This is a genomic window from Burkholderia sp. Se-20373 (assembly GCF_017104705.1).
Lineage (GTDB): Bacteria > Pseudomonadota > Gammaproteobacteria > Burkholderiales > Burkholderiaceae > Burkholderia.
The window spans coordinates 1-24,139 of sequence record NZ_JAAGPH010000018.1; the positions used below are offsets into that span (position 1 = coordinate 1).

The following is a 24,139-nucleotide window of genomic DNA, read 5'->3' on the forward strand; positions in this document are numbered from 1 at the left end:
GGCCGCCGCGCAGAAGGCGTGGCGCACGCTGCCGAGCGCCGAACGCGCCGCCTACCTGCACCGCTTCGCCGACGCGCTGACCGCGCGCGCGCCCGAGATCGGCGCGGCGCTCGCGCAGGAATCCGGCAAGAGCGTCGAGGACGCGTCGAACGAAGCCGTCTACGCGGGCCAGATCACGCGCTACCACGCCGAGTGGGCGCGCCGGATCGAGGGCGAGATCATCCCGAGCGACACGCCCGACGAGAACCTGTTCCTGCAGCGCGAGCCGATCGGCGTCGTCGCGTGCCTGATCCCGTTCAACTACCCGGTCTACACGCTGCTGCGCAAGGTCGCGCCCGCGCTGATCGCCGGCAACACCGTGGTCGTGCGGCCGAGCAACCACACGCCGGTGTCCGCGTTCGAGATCGCGAAAGCCGCCGACGATGCCGGCTTCCCGCCGGGCGTCGTCAACATCCTGACGATGGACCACGCGACGGCCGAAGCACTGTGCACGCATCCGGCCGTCGGCATGATCACGCTGACCGGCAGCGTGAACGCAGGCCGCAAGGTGCTCGACTACTGCAAGGCGAACATCGCGAAGCCGTCGCTCGAACTCGGCGGCAAGACGCCCGCGATCATCGAGCCCGACGCCGACCTCGAACGCGCGGCCGCCGCACTCGTCGCATCGAAGACGACGCACTGCGGCCAGCTCTGCACGGCCATCGAACGCGTGTACGTGCACGACAGCGTGCACGACCGCTTCGTCGCGCTGCTGAAGGAGAAGATGGCGGCCGTGCGTATCGGCGACCGTGCGGAAGACACGTCGCGGATGGGCCCGCTCGTCAGCGCATCGGCGCGCGCGCACATCCACGGGATGGTCGAATGCGCGATCGCGGCCGGCGCGACGCTCGAAACCGGCGGTGCGATTCCGGCCGGCCCCGGCTTCTTCTATCCGGCCACGCTGCTGACGAACTGCCGGCAGGACATGGAGATCGTGCAGGAGGAAACCTTCGGCCCGATCATGCCCGTGCTGCGCTACACGACGATCGACGAAGCGATCGGGTTCGCGAACGACCATCAGTTCGGCCTGTCGTCGGTGCTCTACACCGAGCGCTACCGCACCGCGATGACCGTCGCGAACGCGATCGAAGCCGGCGAGCTGTACGTGAACCGCACGCCGGCCGATCCGTACCAGGGCTTCCACGCCGGCTGGAAGCGCTCGGGCCTCGGCGGCGACGACGGCAAGCACGGGATGCTCGAATTCACGCAGACGCGCCTCGTCGTCATGAAGTACTGACGCCGTCACGCCAAACGCACCGTTTCCGGCGCGCGCACCCAGACACCACGCCGCGCGCGCCGCCCCCTGACTCAACCACAACATAAAAAATCTGCAGGCCTCCGCCTTAAGGATGCCTGATGGAGGAAGACATCATGCCGACCCAACCGTCGACACCCGCCGCGTCGCTCGCGTTGCAGGACCAAGCGCTTGACGCCCGCGCGTCGCAGCATTCCCGCGCGCAACGCTACCTGCAACTGCTGCTGCTCGTGATCGCCGCGGGCGCGATCTACCCGATGCTGTATCTGCGTCAGGTGTACCAGCCGACGATGCTGCAGTTCTTCCGTATCGACGACGTGCAGCTCGGCTACCTGTATTCGTCGCTCGGCACGATCTTCCTGATCAGCTATTTGCCGAGCGGCTGGCTCGCCGACCGCCTGTCGCCGCGCTGGCTGATCTGCTTCTCGCTGCTCGCAACGGGCGCGCTCGGGCTCGTCTACGCGACCGGGCCGTCGTTCGACCTGCTGGTGCTGATCTTCGGCGGCTGGGGGCTGACCACCGGCCTCACGTTCTGGGCCGCCGTAATCAAGCGCGTGAACATGATCGCGGGCCCCGACGAACAGGGCCGCTTCTTCGGCCTGCTCGACGGCGGCCGCGGCCTCGTCGAGGCACTGCTCGCGACGATCGCGATCACGCTGTTCGCGTACGTGACACAGGCGCGCGGCGGCACTGACGCAGCCGGCTTCAAGCTCGTCGTCCACCTGTACGCGTTCTTCTGCATCGCGCTCGGCGTGTTGCTCGCGCTGGTGAAGGATCCGTCGAACACGGGCGGCCGTGCCGCGGCCACGAAGCGCACCCACGGCAACGTGCTGACCGACCTGAAGACGCTCGCGGCGATCCCCGAGCTGTGGCTCGTCGCCGCGATCGTGTTCTGCGGCTACCAGGTGTTCTGGGCGACCTACAGCTTCTCCGCGTACCTGCACGAAGGCAACTTCGGGCTCAGCGCGACGGCGGCCGGCTTCATCACGACGCTCAAGCTGTGGATGCGCCCCGTCGGCGGCATCGGCGGCGGCTTCCTCGGCGACCGCGTATCGAAGGTGTCCGTGCTGTTCTGGGCGCTGGTGCTCGCCGCGCTGTCGCTGGTCGGGCTGATCGCGGCACCGGCACACAGCCCGCAGGCGATGCTCGTCGTGCTCGTGCTGTTCATCGGCATCCTCACCTACGCGATCCGCGGCCTGTACTGGTCGCTGCTCGACGACTGCAAGGTGCCGACGCATTGCGCGGGCCTCGCGATCGGCCTGATCTCGGTGCTCGGCTATTCGCCCGACGTGTTCGTGCCGCTGATCAACGGCTACGTGACGCAGACCTACCCGGGCGCGCACGGCTACCAGCTCTATTTCGGCTATATCGCGGCCATCGCGCTCTGCGGCGCGGGCGCCGCCGCATTCCTCAAGTACCGCCTCAACCGCATCCAGGAGTCCGCATGAAGATCGTTTCGCTCGAAACCCATATCGTCGCCGTGCCGCCGCCGCATGTCGGCGGGATGTACTGGATCTTCGTGAAACTGAAGACCGACGACGGCATCGAAGGCGTCGGCGAAATCTACTCGGCGACGTTCGGCCCGAAGGCCATGGCGCCGATCATCGACGACGTGTTCGAACGCCATCTGCTGAACCGCGATCCGCACCACGTCGAACGGCTGTTCCGCCAGGCTTACTCGAGCGGCTTCACGCAGCGGCCCGATCTCACGATGATGGGCGTCGTCAGCGGCCTCGAGATGGCGTGCTGGGACATCATCGGCAAGGCTGCGGCCAAGCCCGTGTACGAACTGCTCGGCGGCAGGATCCACGAGCGGCTGCGCTCGTACACGTACCTGTACCCGAAGAACGCGAAGGGCGAATACGACTACGACGATCCCGACCTCGCCGCCGAATGCGCGGCCGAGAACGTGAAGCTCGGCTTCACGGCCGTCAAGTTCGATCCGGCCGGCCCGTACACCGCTTACTCGGGCCACCAGCTGTCGCTCGACGTGCTCGATCGCTGCGAACTGTTCTGCCGCCGCGTGCGCGAAGCCGTCGGCAGCAAGGCCGATCTGCTGTTCGGCACGCACGGGCAGATGGTGCCGTCGTCGGCGATCCGGCTCGCGAAGCGGCTCGAGAAATACGACCCGCTGTGGTTCGAGGAGCCGGTGCCTCCCGGCCAGGAAGAAGCGATCGCGCAAGTCGCGAAGCACACGTCGATTCCGATCGCGACCGGCGAGCGCCTGACGACCAAGTACGAATTCCACAAGCTGCTGCAGGCGGGCGGCGCATCGATCCTGCAACTGAACGTCGCGCGCGTGGGCGGCCTGCTCGAAGCGAAGAAGATCGCGACGCTCGCCGAAGTGCACTACGCGCAGATCGCGCCGCACCTGTACAACGGCCCGGTGGGCGCGGCCGCGAGCATCCAGCTCGCGACCTGCACGCCGAACTTCCTGATCCAGGAAAGCATCATGACGTGGGGCGGTTTCCACGCGGAGGTCGTGAAGACGCCGATCCGCTGGGAAGACGGCTACATCATCCCGTCGAACGAACCGGGCCTCGGCATCGAGCTCGACATGGACGTCGTGAAGCGCCACACGCCGTACACCGGCGAACGACTGCACCTGCAGATGGGCGAGCACCCCGTCGACGTGAAGGATCTCGCGCCCGCGAAGGGCTGAGCGCAAAGGACACACATGAGCTACGACTACATCATCGTCGGCGCGGGCTCGGCCGGCTGCATCCTCGCGAACCGCCTGAGCGAATCGGGCCGGCACTCGGTGCTGCTGCTCGAAGCGGGCGAACGCGACGCGTCGTTCTGGTTCAAGGTGCCGGTCGGCTTCACGAAGACCTACTACAACCGCCGCTACAACTGGATGTACTACAGCGAGCCCGAGGCGCAGCTCGCCGACCGCAAGCTGTACTGCCCGCGCGGCAAGGTGGTCGGCGGATCGGGTTCGATCAACGCGATGGTCTACGTGCGCGGCCAGCGCAGCGACTACAACGACTGGGCGAACGCCGGCAATCCGGGCTGGGCGTACGACGACGTGCTGCCGTACTTCCGCAAGCTCGAAACGCATGCGGCCGGCGCGACCGATCCGCAGCATCATGGCTCGACCGGGCCGATCCACATCACGTCGATGAAGGCCGACGTGCATCCGATCGTCCACGAATTCCTGAAGGGCTGCGGGCAACTGAACCTGCCGCGCACCGACGATTTCAACGGCGCGCGGTTCGAAGGCGCGGGCATCTACGACCTGAACACGAAAAACGGCGAGCGCTGCTCCAGCAGCTTCGCGTACCTGCGCCCCGCGCTGGGCCGCGCGAACCTCACGCTGCGCTCGGGCGTGCTCGTGCGGCGCGTGACGTTCGACGGCACGCGCGCGACCGGCGTGGTCGTCGCGGGCGAACACGGCGACGAGACGCTCGTCGCCGCGCGCGAGGTGATCCTCGCGGCCGGCGCGGTCGATACGCCGAAGCTGCTGCAACTGTCGGGCGTCGGCGATCCGTCGCTGCTCGCGCGCCGGCGCGTGCCGCTCGTGCATGCGCTGCCGGCCGTCGGCCGCAACCTGCAGGACCACCTGTGCGTGAGCTTCTACTTCAAGGCGAACCGGCCGACGCTGAACGACGAAATGGGCACGCTCATCGGCAAGATGAAGCTCGGCTTGCGCTACCTGCTGACGAAGCGCGGCCCGCTCGCGATGAGCGTGAACCAGGCGGGCGGCTTCTTCCGCGGCACGGAAGGAGCGCCGGAGCCGAACCTCCAGCTCTACTTCAACCCGTTGTCGTACCGGATCCCGAAGAGCGACCGCGCGAGCATCAAGCCCGAGCCTTATTCGGGTTTCCTGATCGCGTTCAACCCGTGCCGGCCGACGAGCCGCGGCACGATCGAGATCGCGTCGAACCGCGCGGAAGATGCCGCGAAGATCCACATCAACGCGCTGACCACGCAGAAGGATCTCGACGAGGCCGTGCAGGGCAGCAAGGTGATCCGTGCGCTGATGCGCGCGCCGGCGCTGAAGTCGATGACCGTCGAGGAAATCTCGCCGGGGCCGCAGGTCGATTCCGACGCAGCGATGCTGCAGTACTTCCGCGAGCAGTCGGGTTCGATCTACCACCTGTGCGGCTCGTGCGCGATGGGGCCGGACGCGGCGACGTCGGTGGTCGATGCGTCGCTGCGCGTGCACGGGCTGCAGGCGCTGCGGATCGTCGATGCGTCGGTGTTCCCGAACATCACGTCGGGCAACATCAACGCGCCGACGATGATGGTCGCGGAGAAAGGCGCGGACCTGATCCTGGCGGATGCGCTGCGCGGCGACATGATGGGCACGCAGGCCGGCGAACGGGAAACCGTCGCACACTGAAACGGTGGCCGCCGTGTTTTCCCGGGTGCCGCGAATGCGGCACGCCGTTTGCTCGCACGCAAACCGGAAGGAGAACGCGATGACCACGCATCTCGGGCAACCCGGCCGGCCGCGCGGCCTCGCCGGGTGGATCGTCGGCCGCATCATGCGCCGCCACAACCGGCCGCACAACGCGTGGACGCTGTCGCTGGTCGCGAACGGCGACCGCGAGCGGGCACGCGAAGTCGGGTTCGGCCCAATCACCCCATACGCAGCGTGCAGCCGCCATGCAACCTTCTGCGGATAGGCAGCATCGCGGTCGATGAACGGCGCATCGATCCATCCGCCCCTCGCATTGCCCGTCGCTTCCCGCCCGTCGTCGATTGTTGCCCGTCGAACAACATGATGTGTGCGCGCCCGGTGCTTCCGCCTTTCATCCCCCTGACTACAATCCTTCTTACGCCCGGTTGAAAGGCGAGCGAAGCGAAACGCGCGAAATTCGTGGTCGTGCTCGTGCACCGCACCCTGCAGTGCGACTTACCCCACTTGATGAATAGGACTATTGATGATGAGCGAAACCACCCGCAATGTTCAGCCGGTTATCTCCGACCTCGGCAAGCCAGGTTCAGGCGAACTCGTGCCGTCCCGCTACGCCGTTCGCGTGGGTGACGTCGACGTCGTGCTGATCAGCGACGGCATTCTGCCGCTGCCGACCTCCACCATGTCCACCAACGTGAGCGAAGCGGACCGCAATGCCTGGTTCGACGGCCGTTTCCTGCAACGCGACATGTTCGACTGGGCGCTGAACATCGCGCTCGTGCGCAGCGGCGAACGCCTGATCCTGATCGACTCCGGCGTGGGCGACGGCTTCGAATACTTCACGCGCGCCGGGAAGTCGGTGATGCGTCTGGAATCGGCCGGCATCGACTTGTCCGCGCTTACCGATATCGTGATTACCCATATGCACATGGATCACGTCGGCGGGCTGAACGTCGACGGCGTCAAGGCCAAGCTGCGCCCGGACGTGCGCATTCACGTGTCGGCCGCGGAAGTGGCGTTCTGGAAAAATCCGGACTTCAGCAAGACGGTGATGCCGGAAACGGTGCCGCCGGCCCTCCGCAAGGCGGCCGAGAAGTTCGTGACGCTCTACGGCGAAAACATCGTCCAGTTCGACCAGACCGTGGAAGTCGCCGCAGGCGTGTCGGCGCGCGTGACGGGCGGGCACACGCCCGGGCACTGCGTCGTGGACATCGCGTCGAACGGCGAGAAGCTGACGTTCGCGGGCGATGCGATCTTCGAAGTCAACTTCGATCATCCCGAGTGGCAAAACGGCTTCGAGCACGATCCTGAAACGGCTGCCGCCGTGCGTATCGCGCTGTTCAATGAAGCCGCCGAGACCGGCGCGCTGCTGGCCGCCGCGCACGTCGCGTTTCCGTCCATCGGTCATATCGCCAGGAACGGTGATGGATTCCGGTTCGTGCCGGTTCTGTGGGATTACTGATCACGGATCGGCGCTCGACGATCACGACGAAACCGCCGCGTGTCCACGAGACTCGCGGCGGTTTTTCGTGGACGATAAAGTGTCATCGCCGTGGCGCCGGAAAAAGCACGCCGCCCGTCGCGGCGTGCCGTTCTTCATGCTGCCGTCAATTCACGCTCGTACGCTTCTCCACGAACCGCCGGACATAATCGTCCGCCGGCCGCGACAGGATATCGTCCGGCGTCCCGACCTGCACGAGCGTGCCGTCCCGCAAAATCGCGATGCGATCACCGATCCGCAGCGCTTCGTCGAGATCGTGCGTGATGAACACGATCGTCTTCGCGAGCGTCGCCTGCAGCTCGAGTAGCTGATCCTGCATCTCGGTACGAATCAGCGGATCGAGCGCGGAAAACGCCTCGTCCATCAACAGCACGTCGGTATCGGCCGCCAGCGCGCGCGCGAGCCCCACGCGCTGCCGCATCCCGCCCGACAGCTCGTCCGGGTAATGATCGCCATAGCCGTCGAGCCCGACCTTCGTCAGCCAGTTGCGCGCGGCCTCGGCCGCATCGTGCCGCTTCTCGCCGCGCGTGCGCAGCGCATACGCGGCGTTGTCGAGCACGGTCTGGTGCGGCAGCAGCCCGAAGTTCTGGAACACCATGCTGACCTTGAAGCGGCGCAGCTCGCGCAGCCCGTGCGCGTCGAGCTTGATCACGTCGTTGCCGTCGATCACGATCTCGCCGGCCGTCGGCTCGATCAGCCGGTTGAAGTGCCGCACGAGCGTCGATTTCCCGGAACCCGACAGCCCCATGATCACGAAGATCTCGCCCGACTCGATGCCGAGGCTCACGTCGTTGAGCCCGACGTTGCAGCCCGTTTCGGCCAGCACGTCGGCCTTGCGCTTGCCCGAGCGCAGCAGGTCGAGCACGCGCGCATGCGCGGCCTGCGGCCCGAACAGCTTGTACACGTGTTTGACGTCGATGGTCGCCATGTCTGTCTCCGTTCCTATGCCCGCGACGACTGCGTCGCCTGATTCGAATCGACGCCCGCCGACTGAGCCTTGCGCGGCAGCCGGTACGGCACGCGCGACGCGCCCTTCTGCCGGCGCTGCTGCGCGAGCCGCCGCCGGGCGCGGCGCTCCTGGCCGAAGCCCTGGCTGATCCGGTCGATCACGATCGCGAGAATCACGATCGCGAGGCCGGCCTGCGTGCCCTTGCCGACGTCGAGCGTCTGGATGCCCGCGAGCACGTCCTCGCCGAGCCCGCGCGAGCCGATCATCGACGCGATCACGACCATCGACAGCGCCATCATCGTCGTCTGGTTGATGCCGGCCATGATGCTCGGCCGTGCGAGCGGCAACTGCACGTTGACGAGCAATTGCCAGCGCGTCGTGCCGAATGCGCGCGCGGCTTCCGTCACGTCCGGATCGACCTGGCGGATGCCGAGATCGGTCAGGCGGATCAGCGGCGGCAGCGCATAGATGATCGTCGCGAGGATCGCGGGCACCTTGCCGAGGCCGAACAGCATCAGCACCGGGATCAGGTACACGAAGCTCGGCAGCGTCTGCATCACGTCGAGCACGGGCAGCAGCATCCGCCGCAGCCACGCGCTGCGCGACGCGAGGATGCCGACCGGCACGCCGATCGCGACCGACAGCACCGTCGCGACGAGCATCAGCGCGAGCGTCTGCATCAGCTTGTCCCACAGGCCGAAGCAGCCGATCGCGTAAAGCAGCAGCATGAAGAGCGCGCCGAGGCCGATGCGGCGCGTCGCATTCCACGCGATCGCGCCGACGACCAGCAGCACGAGCCACGGCGGCGCCACGCGCAGCGCGCCTTCGAGCGGCACGAGCAGGTAGCGCAGCACCAGCACGCTGAAGTGATGGAAGCCGTCGCCGTATTGCGCGACGAACGTCTCGAGCGCGCTGTTCACCCAGTCGGCGATCGACAGGTGCAGAAAGAAGCCGTTCATGTTGATTCTCCGTCGCGCCGCGAAGGCGCGTGACGGCGGCGGCGGGCGCGGGCCCGCCGCCGCGCGCAGGTTACGCGCCCTTCAAGCTGCCGGCGATCTTCTGCGCGACGTCGGCCGGCACCCACTGCTTCCACATGTCCTGGCGGGTCTTCAGGAACTGCGTGGCCATCGCCGCGCCGTCGATCTTCTTCGTGGTCATCTCGAGGATCGTCTGGTTCAGGAAATCCATCGGGAAACGCACCTTGCCGAACACGCCGACGAGATCGGGGTTCGCCTCGGCGAACGGCTTCGACACGCCGACCGTCAGCCGCGACACCATGTACGACGACGCGCACTGGTGCGTGCTGCTCTCGTCGCGCAACGTCTTCCAGCAGGCTTCGTTATAGGCCGGCATCTTCAGCGCGGTGAACTTGTATTTCGCCATCAGCGCGGCTGGGCCCCAGTAATAGAACACGATCGGCGCGCCGCGCTGGTACGCGGACGCGATCGCCGCGTCGAGCGCCGCGCCGGTGCCGGGGTGGAAGTTCGTGTACGACTGGTCGAGCTTCAGCACGCGCAAGAGGCGCGTGTTCACGCGCTCGCAGTCCCAGCCCGTCGGGCAGTTCAGGAAGCGGCCCTTGTCGGGTTCCTCCTCGTCGGCGAACACCTGCTTGTACTTCGGCAGATCGTCGACCGACACGAGCCCCGGCGCGACCGGCTTGATGTTGCGCGCCGGATCGCCCTTCACCACGTAGTCGGGCACGAACCAGCCTTCCGTCGTGCCGCCCGGCAGCGTGTCGCCGATCAGCTTCACGGCGCCCGACGACACGGCCTTCGCGGTGATCTCGCTGCGCCCCGTCCACTGCTCGGCCCAGATCTGCAGGTCGTTGCGCGCGAGCGCCGTTTCGGTGGCGGCCGTGCTGCCCGGCACGACGTCCGTCTTGCAGCCGTAGCCCTTCTCCATGATCTGCCGCAGCACCTCGGTCGCGAACGACCCGCTTTCCCATGTGATGCCCGCGAAATGGACCGTCTTGCCGTCGGTGCACGCGCCGCCGGCCGCATGGGCGGCGGGCGCGGACAGGATCGCCGCGGCGGCGAGAAGGACCGTTTTCAGTCGTCGAATCTGCATGGTGGGTCGTCTCCAAATCGAATCTGTTGTTTGTGCGTCGCGGCATGCGCGGCGACCGGCGAAGCGTGAACGCATCCACGTCCGGTCAGCCTGCATGTTTCAGCCGCCAATTTGTTTAGGGAAACGAGTAATTCCGATCATTGCAATCGGCGGCGTCGATCGATCCTCCGGCACCCCTGCCAGGCCCGCCGGACGGGCCTTTCAGCCGATTTTCCGAGTCCGGTCGCGGCTCCGCTCGGGCTATGTCGCGCCCCCGTTCGGCCGTTGCCGGACCGGCGTTGAACCACGACGCCGCACCGGCCGTTTCGACTGTCGAAACGGCCTGTCGCGCCCCCATTGGCGAACCCGATCCCATCCATCGAAATTACTCGCTTTCGATTCCTTTTCGGCTTGGGAAGAATGCGCGGTGTCATCGGAGGAGACACGACCCGACGCTGCCGGTTGCCGCGCCGCCGCGCGTTGCGCGAACCGGCGCCGCACGCGTTGCATCGGGTCGCCCCGGATGACGGGGCGCGCCACGCCGGGCGCGCCCACGACAACCGATACCAGCTGGATATCCCGGAGATCTCTCAATGAAAAAGACCCTGACGGCGCTCGCCGTAACGGCAACCTTCGCGGCCCCCGTGTTCGCGCAAAGCAGCGTCACGCTGTACGGCGTGATCGACGAAGGCCTGAACTACACGAACAACGTCGGCACCGGCCACGTCTACGAGATGGCGAGCGGCTACGCGCAGGGCAGCCGCTGGGGCCTGAAGGGCAGCGAGGATCTCGGCGGCGGCATGAAGGCGATCTTCCAGCTCGAGAACGGCTTCGACGTGAACAGCGGCCGGCTCAACCAGGGCGGCCGCATGTTCGGCCGCCAGGCGTACGTCGGCCTGAGCCAGGCGCAGTACGGCACGCTGACGTTCGGCCGCCAGTACGACTCCGTCGTCGACTATCTCGCGCCGACCACGGCCAACGGCAACTGGGGCGGCTACCTGCTTGCCCACCCGTTCGACAACGACAACACCGACAACTCGTTCCGCCTCGACAACACGGTGAAGTACGCGAGCCCGAACTTCGGCGGCTTCCAGTTCGGCGGTGCATACAGCTTCAGCAACAGCACGAACTTCTCGGACAACCGCGCGTACAGCTTCGGCGCGCAGTACCAGAACAACGGCCTGCTGATCGGTGCCGCGTACCTGCAGGCGAACCATCCGGGCAACGGCTCGGCCGGCGCGATCACCGCGAACGACGCGAGCTACATCGCCGAGCGCATGCGCGTGTTCGGCGCGGGCATCAACTACACGTTCGGCCCGGCGACGGTCGGCTTCGCGTACACGAACTCGAACTACAAGAACCCGACCGGCAACGGCTACCTCGGCACGCCGGGCGCGATCATCGCCCCGGGCGCGACGGTCAGCGCGATCAAGTACCAGAACTTCGAGGTGAACGGTTCGTACCAGGTCACGCCGGCGTTTATGGTCGGTGCGCAGTACGTGCTGTCGCTCGAGAAGTACGACGCATCGACCGGCAACGCGAAGCCGAAGATCCACTCGGCCGGGCTGATGGCCGACTACAACCTGTCGAAGCGCACCGACGTGTACGTGCAGGCCGCGTACCAGCACATCGCCGGCGACAAGACCAACTCGATCCTCGACAACGCGTTCATCCCCGGTACCGACGCGCCGTCGTCGACGTCGAACCAGGTGGCCGTGCGCGTCGCGCTGCGCCACAAATTCTGATGTAACCCGGTTCTCCGTTCTTCACGCGACACCCGCGCGGGTCTGCCCGAGGTGTCTTTGCCCGCCCGCAAGCGCAAGCCTGCCGGCGGGTTTTTTCATGGGCGCCGTCAGCGTGACCCGCCGATGTTGCCGGAATCGGCAAAAAGCGCCCGCTCGTCCCGTCAACCGTGACAGGTCAACGAACGACCATCCGCCGATACACTGTGAACCTCCGCGACGGCCGCCATCCCCATGATCCTCGATGTCCGCAGTCGCCTTCATTGCGCACGGCCTGCCGCCCGCACCGCGCGCTTGCCGTCCATCCCCGAAGGAGTGTCACTTGAAGCACTGGCGCCGCGCGCTGTTCACCTTCGCCGCCGGCCTCCTGGCCGCCGCGGCTTCCCATGCCCGCCCGATCTGCACCGTCGTCGCCGACGCCGCCACCGGCCAACTGCTCGTGCAGCAAGGCAACTGCGCGATCCGCGTGACGCCGGCGTCGACGTTCAAGGTCGCCATCAGCCTGATGGGCTTCGATGCGGGCGTCCTGAAGGACGCGCACTCCCCAACGCTCGACTTCCATGCCGGCTACCCCGACTGGGGCGGCGCACCGTGGCGCGCGCCGACCGACCCGGCGCGCTGGATGAAGCTGTCGATCTTCTGGTACTCGCAGCAGGTCACGCAGGCGCTCGGGCAGGCGCGCTTCCAGCAGTACACGAACGCATTCGGCTACGGCAACGCGGACGTGACCAGCCAGCAGGGCGAACTGAACGGTGTGATGGGCGCATGGGTCAACGCGTCGCTGCGCATCTCGCCGCTCGAGCAGGTCGCCTTCATGCGCAAGATCGCGAACCGGACGCTGCCTGTCAGCGCGCACGCGTACGACATGACCGAGCGCATCACGCTGATCGACACGCAGCCCGACGGCTGGATCGTGCATGGCAAGACGGGCACCGGGTCGCCGGGGCGCAAGTACGATGCGTCGCACGCGTACGGCTGGTTCGTCGGCTGGGCGGCCAAGGGGCCGCGCAAGGTCGCGTTCGCGTACCTGATCCAGGACGACGAGCGGCAGACGCCGAACGCCGGCCTGCGCGCACGCGATACGTTCCTGGCGACGCTGCCGGCCCTCGCCGAACCGGGCAGTCCGCAATGAGCACCGGCCCGCGCAACGCGCGGATCGACCTGCTGCGCGGTGTGTCGATCGTGCTCGTCCTGCTGCACCACTTCAACATCCCCTACTCGCTGCGCGACACGGCGCTCGCACGCGTATTCGGCTGGGATGCCGTGCATGCGATCGCGCGCAACGGCAACTACGGCGTGACGATGTTCTTCGTGATCTCCGGCTACCTGATCACGTCGAATGCGCGCCGCCGCTGGGGCAGCCTCGGCGCGGTCGACGTGCGTGCGTTCTACGTGTCGCGTATCGCGCGCATCGTCCCGTGCCTGCTCCTGCTGCTCGCGCTCGTCAATGGGCTCGCGGCGGCCGGCGTGCCGATCTTCCAGAACCATGCGCCGGAAGGCATCGCCGTGTCGTTCTGGCGCGTGAATCTCGCGTCGCTGACGTTCTGGATGAACGTGCTGATCGGTGCGTACGGGTGGGTCAACTACGCACTCGGCGTGCTGTGGTCGCTGTCGGTCGAAGAGGTGTTCTACCTGTCGTTTCCGCTGCTGTGCATCGCGTTGCGCCGCGATGCGCGGCTGGTCGCGTTCTGGGTGGTCATCGCCGCGATCGGGCCCGTGTACCGCTTCACGCACGCCGGCGACGAGGGCGGGTTCCTGTATGCGTACTTCGCGTCGTTCGACGGCATCGCGATCGGATGCTGCACCGCGCTGCTGGCCGAGCACGTGAACGGGCAGCGGCTGGCCGCGCCGTTCGTGCAGTGGCCCGTCGCGGCGGCCATGGCCGCGCTCTATCTGGCCTGGCCGATCGCGGAAAGCCATGTCGTCGGCGTCACCGCGATGGCGCTCGGCACGGCCGTGCTGCTGATCGGCGCGCACGTCGACGGCGAGCGCGCGCAGGGCCGCCTGCTCGCGCCGCTGGGCCGCGCCGGCAAGCTGAGCTACGAGCTGTACCTGTTCCACCTGATCGTGCTCGGCGGGCTGCGCACGTTCTGGCCGCCGTCTGCCACCCATGGCGACACGAAGCTGCTGTTGCTGATGGCATATCTGGTGTTGTCGGCGGCGCTGAGCGCGGCGATCGCGCGCGGCTATGCGACACCGCTCGACCGCTTCATCAAGCGCGTCGCGTCGCGGCCTTCAACGCGCGTGCCGGACGGCGCGCGCTTCTAGCGTGTCATCGGCAATCGCTGCCGGATAGCCGGGACAAGAAAAAATCGGCCAGGGCCCGGCCCGCATCGCTCGACGATACCGGCCGGCCTGACCGCAAGCCCCGCGTACAGACGGTCGACCTCGTCGATCAGTCGAGATAATCCGCGTATTCCTTGCGCGTATAGCTGCCGAGCGTCTGCCACGGCAACGTCTCGCGCCGCGCGGCCGGCGCCGGTGTCAGCGTCAGCTTGCGCACGACACGGCCGTCGGCGCTCCGGTATTCGACCGACAGCGGCGCCTGCAGCGTCTCGCTCCACAGGATCCGGTTCACGCCGCGCGCGCCGGGCGTATCGACCGCCTGCTCGTACCAGCGGGTGCCGGGCACGTCGCCGCGCTTCGCCACCGCGAGCCGCTTCAACTGCGACGGCGGCGTGACGTAGTACGCGTTGTCCCACGAGCCGTCGAAGCCCGTGGTTTCGTACTCGGCCGGCGGCACGCCGACGACCGTCCGGTTCGCCGCGTCCACGTACTCGATGCGCGCCGTCTTGCCGTCGTACGTCACGTGCCGCGCGGCTGCCTGGAAGTTGAAGTGCTTGTGGCCCGCGTGGGCGGCGTGGGCGGCGGCCGGCTGCACGCCGGCGCGACCGTCCGCGTCGTGATCATGGTCGTGATCGTCGCCATGACCGCCTGCCGCCGCGTCGGGCAGCACGCGTTCGACCCACACATGAGCGTCGCGCCGCACCATCCGTTCGCGATACAGCGTCGTGCGCGTCACGCCATCGGCCGACACCGTGCGGCTCTCGTGCACCAGCACCGCGTCGAGATCGGCCGCTGCAACGGCCGGCAGCGCAACCCACCCGCAGGCGAGCACGCAGAGAAGCTGACGTTTCATCGGGCGTTCCCGTTCCTCAAGGAGTCAACGGATTCAGAAACCGAACGCCGAGCGCACGAGACCGAACACCTTCGTGTTGTCGATCGTGCCCTTGAACGCCTTCGCGTCCGCGCCATCGGCGAACAGCATCACGTCGCCGCCGCCGTGCGTCTCCGAGCCCGCGCTGCCCATCCGTACACCGACTTCCTGCAAATAAGCCTCGTTCGTCGCGGTGGCCGAATCGACCGACGCGCGCACGTTCGGCCGGTTCGCGCCGTTGCCGAACACGAGCGTCGTGTAGGTGTTGCCGTCGGCGTCCTTGCTCGGCTGGCCGTCGCGATAGTTGCGGCTGATGTCGAGAATCGGGTTGCCGCGCTTCGAATAGCCGTTGATCGTCATCGTGTGGTCGTGGTCGGCCGTCACGACGATCAGCGTGTTCGACAGGTCGACCTTCGACAGCGCGACGCGGATCGCTTCGTCGAACGCCGCCGTGTCCTCCAGCGCACGCTTCGCGTTGGTGCCGTGCAGCGCGTGATCGATCCGGCCGCCCTCGACCATCAGGAAATAGCCGTTCGAATTCTTCGACAGCACGTCGATCGCCTTCGACGTCATCTCGGCGAGGCTCGGCTGCGTCGGCCCTTCACCCTTGCCCGCCACACGGTCGAGTTCGTACTCGAGGTGGCTCGTCGAACTGAAGAGACCGACCAGCTTGCCGTTGCCGGCCTGCGCGAGCTGATCGCGGGTCGCGACGACCGTGTAGCCCTTCGCCTTCATCTCGCCCAGCAGGTTGCGCCCGTCCGCGCGGCCGCGCTTGTTCGCCACCGGATCGAACGGCGTCCAGTGGTTGCGCCCGCCGCCCATCAGCACGTCGACGCCGTCGCCGAGCGCCGCGTTGTAGCCCGCGCCGCCCGGCGCCGCCTGCGCGGCGATGTCGTACTGCGCATCGCGATGGCAGATGTGCGAATAGGTCGCGGCGGGCGTCGCGTGCGTGAGTTCGGTCGTCGTGATCGCACCCACCGCCTTGCCGCGCGCCTTCGCGAGTTCCAGCAGCGTCGCGACCGGCTGGCCGTTGCCCGGCGCGCAGTTGTTGACGGTCTTGTTGCCGTTCGCGTCGTTGCCCGGCGCGACCGCACGCGTGTCGGACGACATCGACAGCACTTCGTTGTTCATCTTCACGCCGGTCATGTACGCGGCCATCGACGGTGCGCTGTCGGTCGTCTGCGCGTCGTTCGAGAAGGTCTTGACGCGCGCGGTGCGGGCCAGCTTCTCCATCGTCAGTTGTCCCGACTCGCCGACCTTGTAGATCCGGCTCGCCGTCACGGTCGTCGGCCCCATGCCGTCGCCGAGAAAGAAAATCACGTTCTTCGCCTGGCCGGCGGCCTGCGCCGCGCCGCACGCGAAACCCGCGACGGCCAGCGCCACCGCGATGCACTTGATGGTCGACATCCTGTATTCCCCTGTACCCGTATGGTCGGCGCTCACAGCTGCACCGCGTTGCGCACCAGCTCGAAGACCTTGTTGTTCTCGATCACGCCGTGGAACGCATCCGCGCCGCGGCCGATCGCCCCGAGGAACACATCGGTGCCGCCGTGCGTCTCGTTGCCCTTGTCCATGCGCACGACCGCCTCCTGGCGATAGTCGTCGGCACCCGTCACCGCGTCGGTGAGCGTCGTGCCCGCGCGGCTGCCCTGCACGCGGTTCTCGCCGTTGCCGAAGCCGATGATCGTGTACGGCGCGCCGTCCGCATCCTTCGCGACCGCGCCGGTCTGGTAGCTGCGCAGCACGCCGAGCACGCCGGGCTTGCCCGCCTCGGTCTTGCCGGTGCGCGCCGCATAACCGTTCAGCACCAGCGTGTGGTCGTGGTCGGCCGTGACGACGATCAGCGTGTTCTTCAGGTCGGGATCGGTCTTGCGCACCTTGTCGATCGTGGCCTTGATCGCGTTGTCGAACGCGACCGTGTCCTGCAGCGCGCGCTTCGCATTGGTGTCGTGCAGCGCGTGGTCGATCCGGCCGCCTTCGACCATCAGGAAATAGCCGTTCGGGTTCTTCTGCAGCACGTCGAGCGCGCGCGTCGCCATGTCGGCGAGGCTCGGCTCCTTCGTCGCGCCGCGATCGAGGTCGTAGCTCATGTGGCTCGACGAGAACAGGCCGACCAGCTTGCCGCCCTTCGTCGCGTCGGCGGCCAGCAGGTCGTCGCGGTTCTGCGCGACCGCATAGCCCTTCGCCTTCAGCTCGTTGACCAGGTTGCGGCCGTCGGTGCGCTTGCCGCCGCCGTCTTTCGGCACGAAGAATTGCGTGCCGCCGCCGAGCACGACGTCGACGCCGTCGCCCAGCGCGCCGTTGTAGCCCGCGCCGCCCGGCACGAGCTGCGCGGCGATGTCGTTCTCGGCGTCACGATGGCATACGTGCGCATACGTCGCCGCGGGCGTGGCGTGCGTGACGCGCGTGGTCGTCACGACACCGGTGGCCAGCCCCTGCGCCTTTGCGATCTCGAGCAGCGTTGCAGCCGATTTGCCGTTGTTCGCGCCGCAGTTGCCGGTGAGGCTCGCGGTCGGCTCGATCGCCTTCGTGTCGGGCGACATCGAGATCACTTCGTTGTTGGTCTTGACGCCGGTCATGTACGCCGACATCGACGGTGCGCTGTCCGTCACCTGCGCATCGTTGGAATAGGTCTTCACGAACGCGGTTTCGGGCAGCGTGTCGATCGTGAGCGCGCCGTCTTCACCGACCGCGTAGATGCGCGCGGCCGTCAGCGTCGTGATCCCCATGCCGTCGCCGAGGAAAAAGATCACGTTGCGCGCGGCCGCCTGCACGGGGCCGGGCGCCGTGCTGGTCGGGCCGTCGTCGCTGCCGCATCCGGCCAGTGCAAAGGCGCCCGCGCACAGCAGCGCCGCCAGTTTGATTCGATTCATGTTGCCAGCTCCCCCCGCCATTGATGCTTTCGAAATGAAAGGCGATGGTAGGAACCTGATGTGACGGCAATATGAATGGAAATTGGAAGGATTAGAAGGATTTATGAAAGGCGAAAGCGAGGCGCCACGAGCGAGCGCCCCTTGTGAGGCGACGTCATTCCGCGTGTTCGGCGGCGACGCTGCGCACGGTCACGATGCGCGCGGGCGGTATGTTTGCCCACACGATCCGGCTGTCGCAGGCAACAAATGCCGAGTCGCCGAGCGGATGACGGCCGGGCGGCCGCAGGTCGTACGTGAACTGGATCATCACACCGTCGGCCGACAGCACGCGATGGCACTGGTCGATGATGGCCGCCACGTCCTGGCGCGGCAGCGTGCGCAGCGGCAGGCACGACACGATCGCGTCGACGCGTGCATCGGTCGGCAGCAGCCGCTCGAGCTGCCGCGCATCGCCCGACACGATCGTGATGCCCGGAAAGCGTCGCCGCAGATGCTGGACGAACGCCGGCGATCGCTCGACCACGACGAGCCGCCGCGGCGCGACACCGCGTTCGAGCAACGCCGCGGTGATCGCGCCGGTGCCGCCGCCGAGCTCGACGACCAGCCCGTCGCCGTCCGGCACCGCGCCGGCCATTTCGCGCGCCAGCTGCCGCGAACTCGGGCACAACGCGCCCACCGCGGCCGGACGGCCGACCCACTCGCGCACGAACAGTGCCGAGACACGCCACGCGTTCGGCCACATCATCGGCGGCCCTCCGGCGCTTGCGCGGTCAGCGGCGGCGTGCCGATGACCGCGCGGAACGGGGCTACGGCGACACGGGTAAGGTTCATGCGCATCCTCCTCCTAAGCGAATCGGTCCGTCGCTGTACACGCGACGTGTCAATCGATTCTAGGAAACGCAAACTTAAGCTGACGTGAAGATTGACCCTGATTTGCCTGATCAATTCGTGCCGGATCAGCTGGCACGCGCCGGGTCAGCGGTCGATGCGCTGCTGGAAATGCGCCGGATAGCCCTCGCCGACGATCCCGATTTGCTGCAGTGCGGTCTCGATCGCGGCGAGATCGCCGGCGGTCGGCAGGCCCGCTCGTTCAACGCGTCGCACGTATCAGGCCGTTCGCGAACGGCAGGCCTTCGTCGTCCTCGTCGCGCCGCGAAATTTCGGCGAAGCCGGGCTGTGAATAGAACGCGCGGGCATCGCGATTGTCGGCATACACCTCCAGATCGAGCAGCGACGCATCGAACCAGATAGCCGACAGCGTGCGCAGGTCGGATGCCTCGTAGGCGCGAATCTCGATTGCCATGTTCTTGTGTTGTTCAACGCGTAGCGCACCGACGAACGTACCCCGGCACGTTCATCGATGCGTTACGCCGCGCGCGCTGCCCACAGCATCGCGCGCGGCACCGCATTACCGCAGGTTGGTCCTTGCCAGCTCGACGATCTCGTCGCCGCGCCCGCTCAGGATCGCGCGCAGCATGAACAGGCTGAAGCCCTTCGCATGCGCGAGTTCGATCTTCGGCGGCATCGCGAGCTCGTACTTCGACGTGACGACGTCGACGACCGCCGGCCCGTCATGCGCGAACGCCATGCGCAGCGCTTCCTCGACGTTCTCCGAGTGCTCGACGCGCACGCTGAAGATACCCGCGCCCTTCGCGATCGCCGCGAAGTCGGTCGGGCTCAGGTCGACGTTCGTGTCGAGATAGCCGGCCGCCTTCAGCTCCATCGACACGAAGCCGAGCAGGCTGTTGTTGTACACGACGATCTTGATCGGCAGCTTGAGCTGGCGCGCGGTCAGCAGATCGCCGAGCAGCATCGACAAGCCGCCGTCGCCTGACAACGACACCACCTGCCGCCCTGGATGCGCGCCCTGCGCGCCGAGCGCCTGCGGCATCGCGTTCGCCATCGAGCCGTGATTGAACGAGCCGTGCAACTGCCGCTTGCCGTTCATCGTCAGGTAGCGCGCGGCCCACAGCGTCGGCGTGCCGACGTCGGCCGTGAAGATCGCGTCTTCCGCCGCGACTTCGTCGACGATCTTCGTCAGGTATTGTGGATGGATCGCGCGGCCCGGCGGCTCGGCCACCGCGAGATCGTCGAGCCCCTTGCGCGCCGCCGCGTAGTGCTTCAACGCATTCTCGAGGAAACGCCGCTGCGTCTTGCGCGTCAAGCGCGGCAGCAGCGCCGCGATCGTTTCCTTCACGGTGCCGACGAGGCCGAGCGCGAGCGGCGCGCGATGGCCGAGTTGCGAGCCCTTCCAGTCGATCTGCGCAATCTTCGCGTTCGACGGATAGAACGGCCGGTACGGGAAATCCGTGCCGAGCATCAGCAGCGTGTCGCACGATTCCATCGCGTGATAGCCCGAGCTGAAGCCGATCAGCCCCGTCATCCCGACATCGAACGGGTTGTCCCACTCGACGAACTGCTTGCCGCGCAGCGCATGCACGACCGGCGCGCCGAGCGTGTCGGCCAGCGCGACCACCTCGTCGTGCGCGCCTTGCGTGCCGCTGCCGCACAGCAGCGTGACCGCGTCGGACGCATTGAGCAGCGCCGCGAGCCGGTCGAGATCGGCATCGGCCGGCAGGATCGACGGCGGCGCCGCTTCGCTCCACGCCGGCGCCTCTTCCGGGCCGTCGCCGAGCGCGATGTCGCCCGGCAGCACGATCACAGCAACGCCGCGCTCGTCGATCGCGGTGCGCATCGCGCGGGCGAGCACGCGCGGGAACTGCGACGCGTTCGTCACGAGCTCCGCGAAGTGGCTGCATTCGCGGAACAGCTCCTGCGGATGGGTTTCCTGGAAATAGCCGAGGCCGATCTCGGTCGACGGAATGTGCGCGGCGATCGCGAGCACCGGCTGGTGATTGCGGTGGCAGTCGTACAGCCCGTTGATCAGGTGCAGGTTGCCGGGGCCGCAACTGCCCGCGCACACCGCGAGCCGCCCGGTCGACGCGGCATCCGCGCCGGCCGCGAACGCGGCGCTTTCCTCGTGCCGCGTATGCATCCAGCGGATCGAGCCGATCTGGCTCAGGCTGAACGAGAGGCCGTTCAGGCTGTCGCCCGTCACGCCCCAGATGCGCTCGACGCCGGCTGCCGCCAGCGTCTTCGCCAGGTATTCCGCCATCGTCTGTTTGGCCATGCTGTCCTCGCTCGTTGATGGGTCGTCACACGAATGAATCGGCTGCGGTGGCCACCTGCGCCACCGAACGGACGAGCATACGCGATCGTTTCGCGCCGCGTCGTGAAGGTGCGATGCGCTGGCGCGCGGGTCGTTCGGTCCCTTTCGGCGGTGTCGGGCGACTGGCGCCGTTTCGTCGGCAAATGGACGGGTTGACCGGCATGCCAGGCGCAAGCCCGGCGCGCACTCGTCGACCACGCGTATTTACAACGGCAGCGCATGCGTCGACAGAATCTCCTTGAGCACCATGAACGAGCGCACCTGCCGCACCCCCGGCAGGTACAGCAGCTGTTCGGCGTGCAGCCGGTTGAAGCTGTCGTTGTCGCGCGTGCGCACCAGCATGAAGTAATCGAATTCGCCGGTCACGACGTGACACTCGACGCACCCCGACACTTTCTGCGCGGCCTTCTCGAACGCGGCGAACGCTTCGGGCGTCGAGCGATCCAGCACGAAGCCGATCACGACCAGCATCCCCGCACCGAGCGGCTTCGGGTCGAGCAACGCGACGATGCCGCGAATCAGCCCCATTTCCTTCAGCCGCTCGACGCGCCGCAGGCACGCCGGCGCGCTCAGCTTCACCTTCGCCGCAAGGCTCACGTTGGAAATCGACGCGTCCTGCTGCAGTTGCCGCAGGATCGCGCGGTCGATGCGATCGAGCGCCGGTGCGGCGTCGGCGGGCGATACGCCGCCTCGATCTAATTTCATTGCGTCATTCTCCTTCTTCACGAATCGAAATTGCTTATTGCATTCTCATATCGTCGATAACGTAGGCCGTCGCAATTGATTTCGCAAGCTCATTTCTCGCGCTTCTGCCTATCATTTTTCTGGTCGGAACACGGTCTCCCGGCCGCGCCCGAACGATTCCGTTTCCCGCCCTGTCCACCGCTTTCCGGAGCTCGCCGATGAACCTGCAACGTTTCCCCCGTTATCCGCTCACGTTCGGCCCGACGCCGATCCAGCCGCTCAAGCGCCTGAGCGAACACCTCGGCGGCAAGGTCGAGCTATATGCGAAGCGCGAGGACTGCAACAGCGGCCTCGCGTTCGGCGGCAACAAGACGCGCAAGCTCGAATACCTCGTCCCGGATGCGCTCGCGCAAGGCGCGGATACGCTCGTGTCGATCGGCGGCGTGCAGTCGAACCAGACGCGCCAGGTCGCGGCCGTCGCCGCGCATCTCGGGATGAAATGCGTGCTCGTGCAGGAGCACTGGGTCAACTACGACGATCCGGTGTACGACCGGGTCGGCAACATCCAGCTGTCGCGCATGATGGGCGCGGACGTGCGGCTCGTGTCCGACGGCTTCGACATCGGCATCCGCCGCAGCTGGGAAGAAGCGATGGAGAGCGTGCGGCAGGCGGGCGGCAAGCCTTACCCGATTCCGGCCGGCTGTTCCGAGCACCCGCTCGGCGGGCTCGGCTTCGTCGGCTTCGCGGAAGAAGTGCGTGCGCAGGAGGCGCAACTCGGCTTCAAGTTCGACTACATCGTCGTGTGCTCGGTCACGGGCAGCACGCAGGCGGGGATGGTCGTCGGCTTCGCGGCCGACGGGCGCGCCGACCGCGTGATCGGGATCGACGCGTCGGCCACGCCCGAGCGCACGCACGAACAGATCACGCGCATCGCGCGGCACACCGCCGAACTCGTCGATCTCGGCCGGCCGATCACCGCGGCGGACGTGGTGCTCGACACGCGCTACGCCGGCCCCGAATACGGGCTGCCGAACGACGGCACGCTCGACGCGATTCGCCTGTGCGCGCGGCTCGAGGGCATGCTGACGGATCCGGTCTACGAAGGGAAGTCGATGCACGGGATGATCGACAAGGTACGGCTCGGGGAATTCGAGCCGGGGTCGAAGGTGCTGTATGCGCATCTCGGCGGCGTGCCGGCGTTGAGTGCGTATAGCGAGATTTTCCGGAACGGTTGACGCATTCGAGATGAAACGCCGGTGCGCCACGGTCGCACGCCGGCGCCTGGATCACGGCGATCGCCCGGATCGCCGTTGCCGTTGCTGTTGCCCCTTACACGCCCGCCCTCCCGCACGCCATTTCTTCGGCTGCCCCAACCCTCGCTTTCTAGCCCCCCTCTCCGCTTGTGGCGAATCGTTCGCCTCGACGTCGAAACATTGCACGTCTTTCTAAAGACGAGTCCGACTCCGTCAATCGCCCATTCGGACAGCAATCCGGCTGATTCGTACACGTACTAATCCATTTGCACGGCATTTAGTAGGCGTTCTATTTAAATCAGGCCCCCGCTTCCCGAAAATTGACCCTGTCGAGTCGGCCGCAACGTTTCGCAAGCATTCGCCCTTCATCGCGCGAGGCGCGGATAGCCCCGTTGCAGCGCATCAGGTCGACCGGCACCCCAGGCAGCGTCTCCTTCCCCGGTGGCATTTCCCATGCAGTGGAAACAGCGGCCGCGCTCCGCTTCGGCCGAGCGTGCGGTTTCGCGTCGCGATAGAGATCGCCGTACGTGAGCGGCCCTTCGTAGCGGTAGCCGCTCGACCCTTGCGCATTGGCCGTGTTGACGAAGGACGTCATGTCGGCCGGAGCGTTCTGCAACTGGTACGTGTAGGTCTGCGCGGTGCCGTCGTTCACGAAGATCGATTGCGTCCCGCCGTTGCTCGCGCTGTAGTAGTAGTCGCCCAGATAGCGGTAGCCCTTCGCGCCTTCGTTGTTGACCAGCGTCAGGAAGCTCGCCTTGTCGGCCGCGACGGGCTGAGCCTCGTAACGCCACGTCAGCGTGCCGCCGCCCGAGCCGCCGGAACCGCCCGAACCACCGCCGCCGCCGCTTCCCGTCCCGCCCGAACCCGTGCCGCCGGTTCCACCGGTGCCGCCGTTGTTGCTCGTGCCCGATCCACCGGACGCCGCGGGCGAGGAGTCGTCGCCGCCGCAAGCGGTCAGCGCGAGACAGGTCAATGCGATCAGGGCAACGGCTTTCATCGGGTTCACCTCGGTGCAAAAAGGACGAACGACGCCGGCACGCGCGGATCACGCCGCGCGCACGGACAGTCAAGCATCACGAATCAGGAATCACGAAGCGGCCGGCGGCGC

General features: G+C 67.0%; 21 protein-coding genes and 1 pseudogene. 10 read left to right on the top strand and 12 right to left on the bottom strand.

The window, feature by feature from the left end:
- The 6 genes from G3N96_RS09015 to G3N96_RS09040 all read left to right on the top strand — a co-directional run.
- Window positions 1-1,276: aldehyde dehydrogenase (locus G3N96_RS09015; protein ID WP_206136990.1), on the top strand; the 1,276-nt coding region annotated here is incomplete at its 5' end.
- 134 nt (window positions 1,277-1,410) lie between these two features.
- A complete protein-coding gene (locus G3N96_RS09020) occupies window positions 1,411-2,742 on the top strand; it encodes an MFS transporter (protein WP_206136991.1) in 1,332 nt (443 codons plus the stop codon).
- A complete protein-coding gene (locus tag G3N96_RS09025) occupies window positions 2,739-3,956 on the top strand; it encodes a mandelate racemase/muconate lactonizing enzyme family protein (RefSeq protein ID WP_124580609.1) in 1,218 nt (405 codons plus the stop codon). The genes G3N96_RS09020 and G3N96_RS09025 overlap by 4 nt, the downstream gene beginning before the upstream one ends.
- A 15-nt stretch (window positions 3,957-3,971) precedes the next feature.
- On the top strand, window positions 3,972-5,639 hold the full coding sequence (locus G3N96_RS09030) for a GMC family oxidoreductase N-terminal domain-containing protein (protein ID WP_206136992.1): 1,668 nt from the start codon (window positions 3,972-3,974) through the stop codon (window positions 5,637-5,639).
- 79 nt (window positions 5,640-5,718) lie between these two features.
- A complete protein-coding gene (locus G3N96_RS09035) occupies window positions 5,719-5,925 on the top strand; it encodes a hypothetical protein (RefSeq protein ID WP_206136993.1) in 207 nt (68 codons plus the stop codon).
- 261 nt (window positions 5,926-6,186) lie between these two features.
- Complete coding sequence (locus G3N96_RS09040) at window positions 6,187-7,119, top strand: MBL fold metallo-hydrolase (protein WP_089428486.1); 933 nt, start codon at window positions 6,187-6,189, stop codon at window positions 7,117-7,119.
- A 145-nt stretch (window positions 7,120-7,264) separates the two neighbouring features.
- Here G3N96_RS09040 and G3N96_RS09045 read toward each other — a convergent pair whose 3' ends face one another.
- The 3 genes from G3N96_RS09045 to G3N96_RS09055 all read right to left on the bottom strand — a co-directional run bounded on the left by G3N96_RS09045 (window position 7,265) and on the right by G3N96_RS09055 (window position 10,174).
- A complete protein-coding gene (locus tag G3N96_RS09045; protein WP_124580603.1) occupies window positions 7,265-8,086 on the bottom strand; it encodes a betaine/proline/choline family ABC transporter ATP-binding protein in 822 nt (273 codons plus the stop codon).
- A 14-nt stretch (window positions 8,087-8,100) separates the two neighbouring features.
- Complete coding sequence (locus G3N96_RS09050; RefSeq protein WP_089457454.1) at window positions 8,101-9,066, bottom strand: proline/glycine betaine ABC transporter permease; 966 nt, start codon at window positions 9,064-9,066, stop codon at window positions 8,101-8,103.
- Between the two features lie 70 nt (window positions 9,067-9,136).
- Window positions 9,137-10,174 (bottom strand): ABC transporter substrate-binding protein, encoded by a 1,038-nt coding sequence (locus G3N96_RS09055; protein ID WP_089497872.1) that lies wholly within the window; start codon window positions 10,172-10,174, stop codon window positions 9,137-9,139.
- A gap of 572 nt (window positions 10,175-10,746) precedes the next feature.
- Between G3N96_RS09055 and G3N96_RS09060 the strand changes: the two genes are divergently transcribed.
- The 3 genes from G3N96_RS09060 (at window position 10,747) to G3N96_RS09070 (ending at window position 14,163) form a co-directional block, all read left to right on the top strand.
- Window positions 10,747-11,898, top strand: a complete 1,152-nt coding sequence (locus G3N96_RS09060; RefSeq protein WP_206136994.1) for a porin — start codon at window positions 10,747-10,749, stop codon at window positions 11,896-11,898.
- A gap of 319 nt (window positions 11,899-12,217) precedes the next feature.
- On the top strand, window positions 12,218-13,027 hold the full coding sequence (gene blaOXA, locus G3N96_RS09065) for an OXA-1043 family class D beta-lactamase (RefSeq protein WP_206136995.1): 810 nt from the start codon (window positions 12,218-12,220) through the stop codon (window positions 13,025-13,027).
- Window positions 13,024-14,163 carry an acyltransferase gene (locus tag G3N96_RS09070; RefSeq protein ID WP_206136996.1) on the top strand — a complete coding sequence of 380 codons (1,140 nt, stop codon included), beginning with the start codon at window positions 13,024-13,026 and terminating at the stop codon, window positions 14,161-14,163. Before blaOXA ends, G3N96_RS09070 begins: the two co-directional genes overlap by 4 nt.
- 127 nt (window positions 14,164-14,290) lie before the next feature.
- Here the strand turns inward: G3N96_RS09070 and G3N96_RS09075 are convergent, their stop codons facing one another.
- The 8 genes from G3N96_RS09075 to G3N96_RS09110 form a co-directional block, all read right to left on the bottom strand.
- Window positions 14,291-15,034: a hypothetical protein gene (locus G3N96_RS09075; RefSeq protein ID WP_206136997.1), complete on the bottom strand. Its 744-nt coding sequence runs from the start codon at window positions 15,032-15,034 to the stop codon at window positions 14,291-14,293.
- A gap of 33 nt (window positions 15,035-15,067) precedes the next feature.
- Window positions 15,068-16,459 carry an alkaline phosphatase gene (locus G3N96_RS09080; RefSeq protein ID WP_206136998.1) on the bottom strand — a complete coding sequence of 464 codons (1,392 nt, stop codon included), beginning with the start codon at window positions 16,457-16,459 and terminating at the stop codon, window positions 15,068-15,070.
- Window positions 16,460-16,491: 32 nt separating this feature from the next.
- Window positions 16,492-17,925 carry an alkaline phosphatase gene (locus G3N96_RS09085; protein ID WP_206136999.1) on the bottom strand — a complete coding sequence of 478 codons (1,434 nt, stop codon included), beginning with the start codon at window positions 17,923-17,925 and terminating at the stop codon, window positions 16,492-16,494.
- A gap of 154 nt (window positions 17,926-18,079) precedes the next feature.
- Window positions 18,080-18,670: a methyltransferase domain-containing protein gene (locus tag G3N96_RS09090; RefSeq protein ID WP_206137000.1), complete on the bottom strand. Its 591-nt coding sequence runs from the start codon at window positions 18,668-18,670 to the stop codon at window positions 18,080-18,082.
- A gap of 230 nt (window positions 18,671-18,900) precedes the next feature.
- Window positions 18,901-19,029 (bottom strand): hypothetical protein, encoded by a 129-nt coding sequence (locus G3N96_RS39685; RefSeq protein WP_277399435.1) that lies wholly within the window; start codon window positions 19,027-19,029, stop codon window positions 18,901-18,903.
- Complete coding sequence (locus tag G3N96_RS09100; protein ID WP_206137001.1) at window positions 19,016-19,228, bottom strand: hypothetical protein; 213 nt, start codon at window positions 19,226-19,228, stop codon at window positions 19,016-19,018. Before G3N96_RS09100 ends, G3N96_RS39685 begins: the two co-directional genes overlap by 14 nt.
- A 105-nt stretch (window positions 19,229-19,333) precedes the next feature.
- Window positions 19,334-21,055 (bottom strand): ubiquinone-dependent pyruvate dehydrogenase, encoded by a 1,722-nt coding sequence (gene poxB, locus G3N96_RS09105; protein WP_089473991.1) that lies wholly within the window; start codon window positions 21,053-21,055, stop codon window positions 19,334-19,336.
- Between the two features lie 243 nt (window positions 21,056-21,298).
- Window positions 21,299-21,799: an Lrp/AsnC family transcriptional regulator gene (locus G3N96_RS09110; protein WP_124580585.1), complete on the bottom strand. Its 501-nt coding sequence runs from the start codon at window positions 21,797-21,799 to the stop codon at window positions 21,299-21,301.
- A 197-nt stretch (window positions 21,800-21,996) separates the two neighbouring features.
- Here G3N96_RS09110 and G3N96_RS09115 point away from each other — a divergent pair, with 197 nt between their 5' ends.
- Complete coding sequence (locus G3N96_RS09115; protein ID WP_124580583.1) at window positions 21,997-23,013, top strand: 1-aminocyclopropane-1-carboxylate deaminase; 1,017 nt, start codon at window positions 21,997-21,999, stop codon at window positions 23,011-23,013.
- Window positions 23,014-23,539: 526 nt separating this feature from the next.
- Here G3N96_RS09115 and G3N96_RS09120 read toward each other — a convergent pair.
- A pseudogene (locus G3N96_RS09120) lies at window positions 23,540-24,028 on the bottom strand (hypothetical protein); the annotation flags it as partial.
- Between the last annotated feature and the right edge of the window lie 111 nt (window positions 24,029-24,139).

What these genes read in the sequence shown, in the direction of transcription:
- G3N96_RS09020 (WP_206136991.1), top strand. Translation starts at nt 1,411, where the DNA reads ATGCCGACCCAACCGTCGACACCCGCCGCGTCGCTCGCGTTGCAGGAC.
- G3N96_RS09025 (WP_124580609.1), top strand. Translation starts at nt 2,739, where the DNA reads ATGAAGATCGTTTCGCTCGAAACCCATATCGTCGCCGTGCCGCCGCCG.
- G3N96_RS09030 (WP_206136992.1), top strand. Translation starts at nt 3,972, where the DNA reads ATGAGCTACGACTACATCATCGTCGGCGCGGGCTCGGCCGGCTGCATC.
- G3N96_RS09035 (WP_206136993.1), top strand. Translation starts at nt 5,719, where the DNA reads ATGACCACGCATCTCGGGCAACCCGGCCGGCCGCGCGGCCTCGCCGGG.
- G3N96_RS09040 (WP_089428486.1), top strand. Translation starts at nt 6,187, where the DNA reads ATGAGCGAAACCACCCGCAATGTTCAGCCGGTTATCTCCGACCTCGGC.
- G3N96_RS09045 (WP_124580603.1), bottom strand. Translation starts at nt 8,086, where the DNA reads ATGGCGACCATCGACGTCAAACACGTGTACAAGCTGTTCGGGCCGCAG.
- G3N96_RS09050 (WP_089457454.1), bottom strand. Translation starts at nt 9,066, where the DNA reads ATGAACGGCTTCTTTCTGCACCTGTCGATCGCCGACTGGGTGAACAGC.
- G3N96_RS09055 (WP_089497872.1), bottom strand. Translation starts at nt 10,174, where the DNA reads ATGCAGATTCGACGACTGAAAACGGTCCTTCTCGCCGCCGCGGCGATC.
- G3N96_RS09060 (WP_206136994.1), top strand. Translation starts at nt 10,747, where the DNA reads ATGAAAAAGACCCTGACGGCGCTCGCCGTAACGGCAACCTTCGCGGCC.
- G3N96_RS09070 (WP_206136996.1), top strand. Translation starts at nt 13,024, where the DNA reads ATGAGCACCGGCCCGCGCAACGCGCGGATCGACCTGCTGCGCGGTGTG.
- G3N96_RS09075 (WP_206136997.1), bottom strand. Translation starts at nt 15,034, where the DNA reads ATGAAACGTCAGCTTCTCTGCGTGCTCGCCTGCGGGTGGGTTGCGCTG.
- G3N96_RS09080 (WP_206136998.1), bottom strand. Translation starts at nt 16,459, where the DNA reads ATGTCGACCATCAAGTGCATCGCGGTGGCGCTGGCCGTCGCGGGTTTC.
- G3N96_RS09085 (WP_206136999.1), bottom strand. Translation starts at nt 17,925, where the DNA reads ATGAATCGAATCAAACTGGCGGCGCTGCTGTGCGCGGGCGCCTTTGCA.
- G3N96_RS09090 (WP_206137000.1), bottom strand. Translation starts at nt 18,670, where the DNA reads ATGATGTGGCCGAACGCGTGGCGTGTCTCGGCACTGTTCGTGCGCGAG.
- G3N96_RS09100 (WP_206137001.1), bottom strand. Translation starts at nt 19,228, where the DNA reads ATGGCAATCGAGATTCGCGCCTACGAGGCATCCGACCTGCGCACGCTG.
- poxB (WP_089473991.1), bottom strand. Translation starts at nt 21,055, where the DNA reads ATGGCCAAACAGACGATGGCGGAATACCTGGCGAAGACGCTGGCGGCA.
- G3N96_RS09110 (WP_124580585.1), bottom strand. Translation starts at nt 21,799, where the DNA reads ATGAAATTAGATCGAGGCGGCGTATCGCCCGCCGACGCCGCACCGGCG.
- G3N96_RS09115 (WP_124580583.1), top strand. Translation starts at nt 21,997, where the DNA reads ATGAACCTGCAACGTTTCCCCCGTTATCCGCTCACGTTCGGCCCGACG.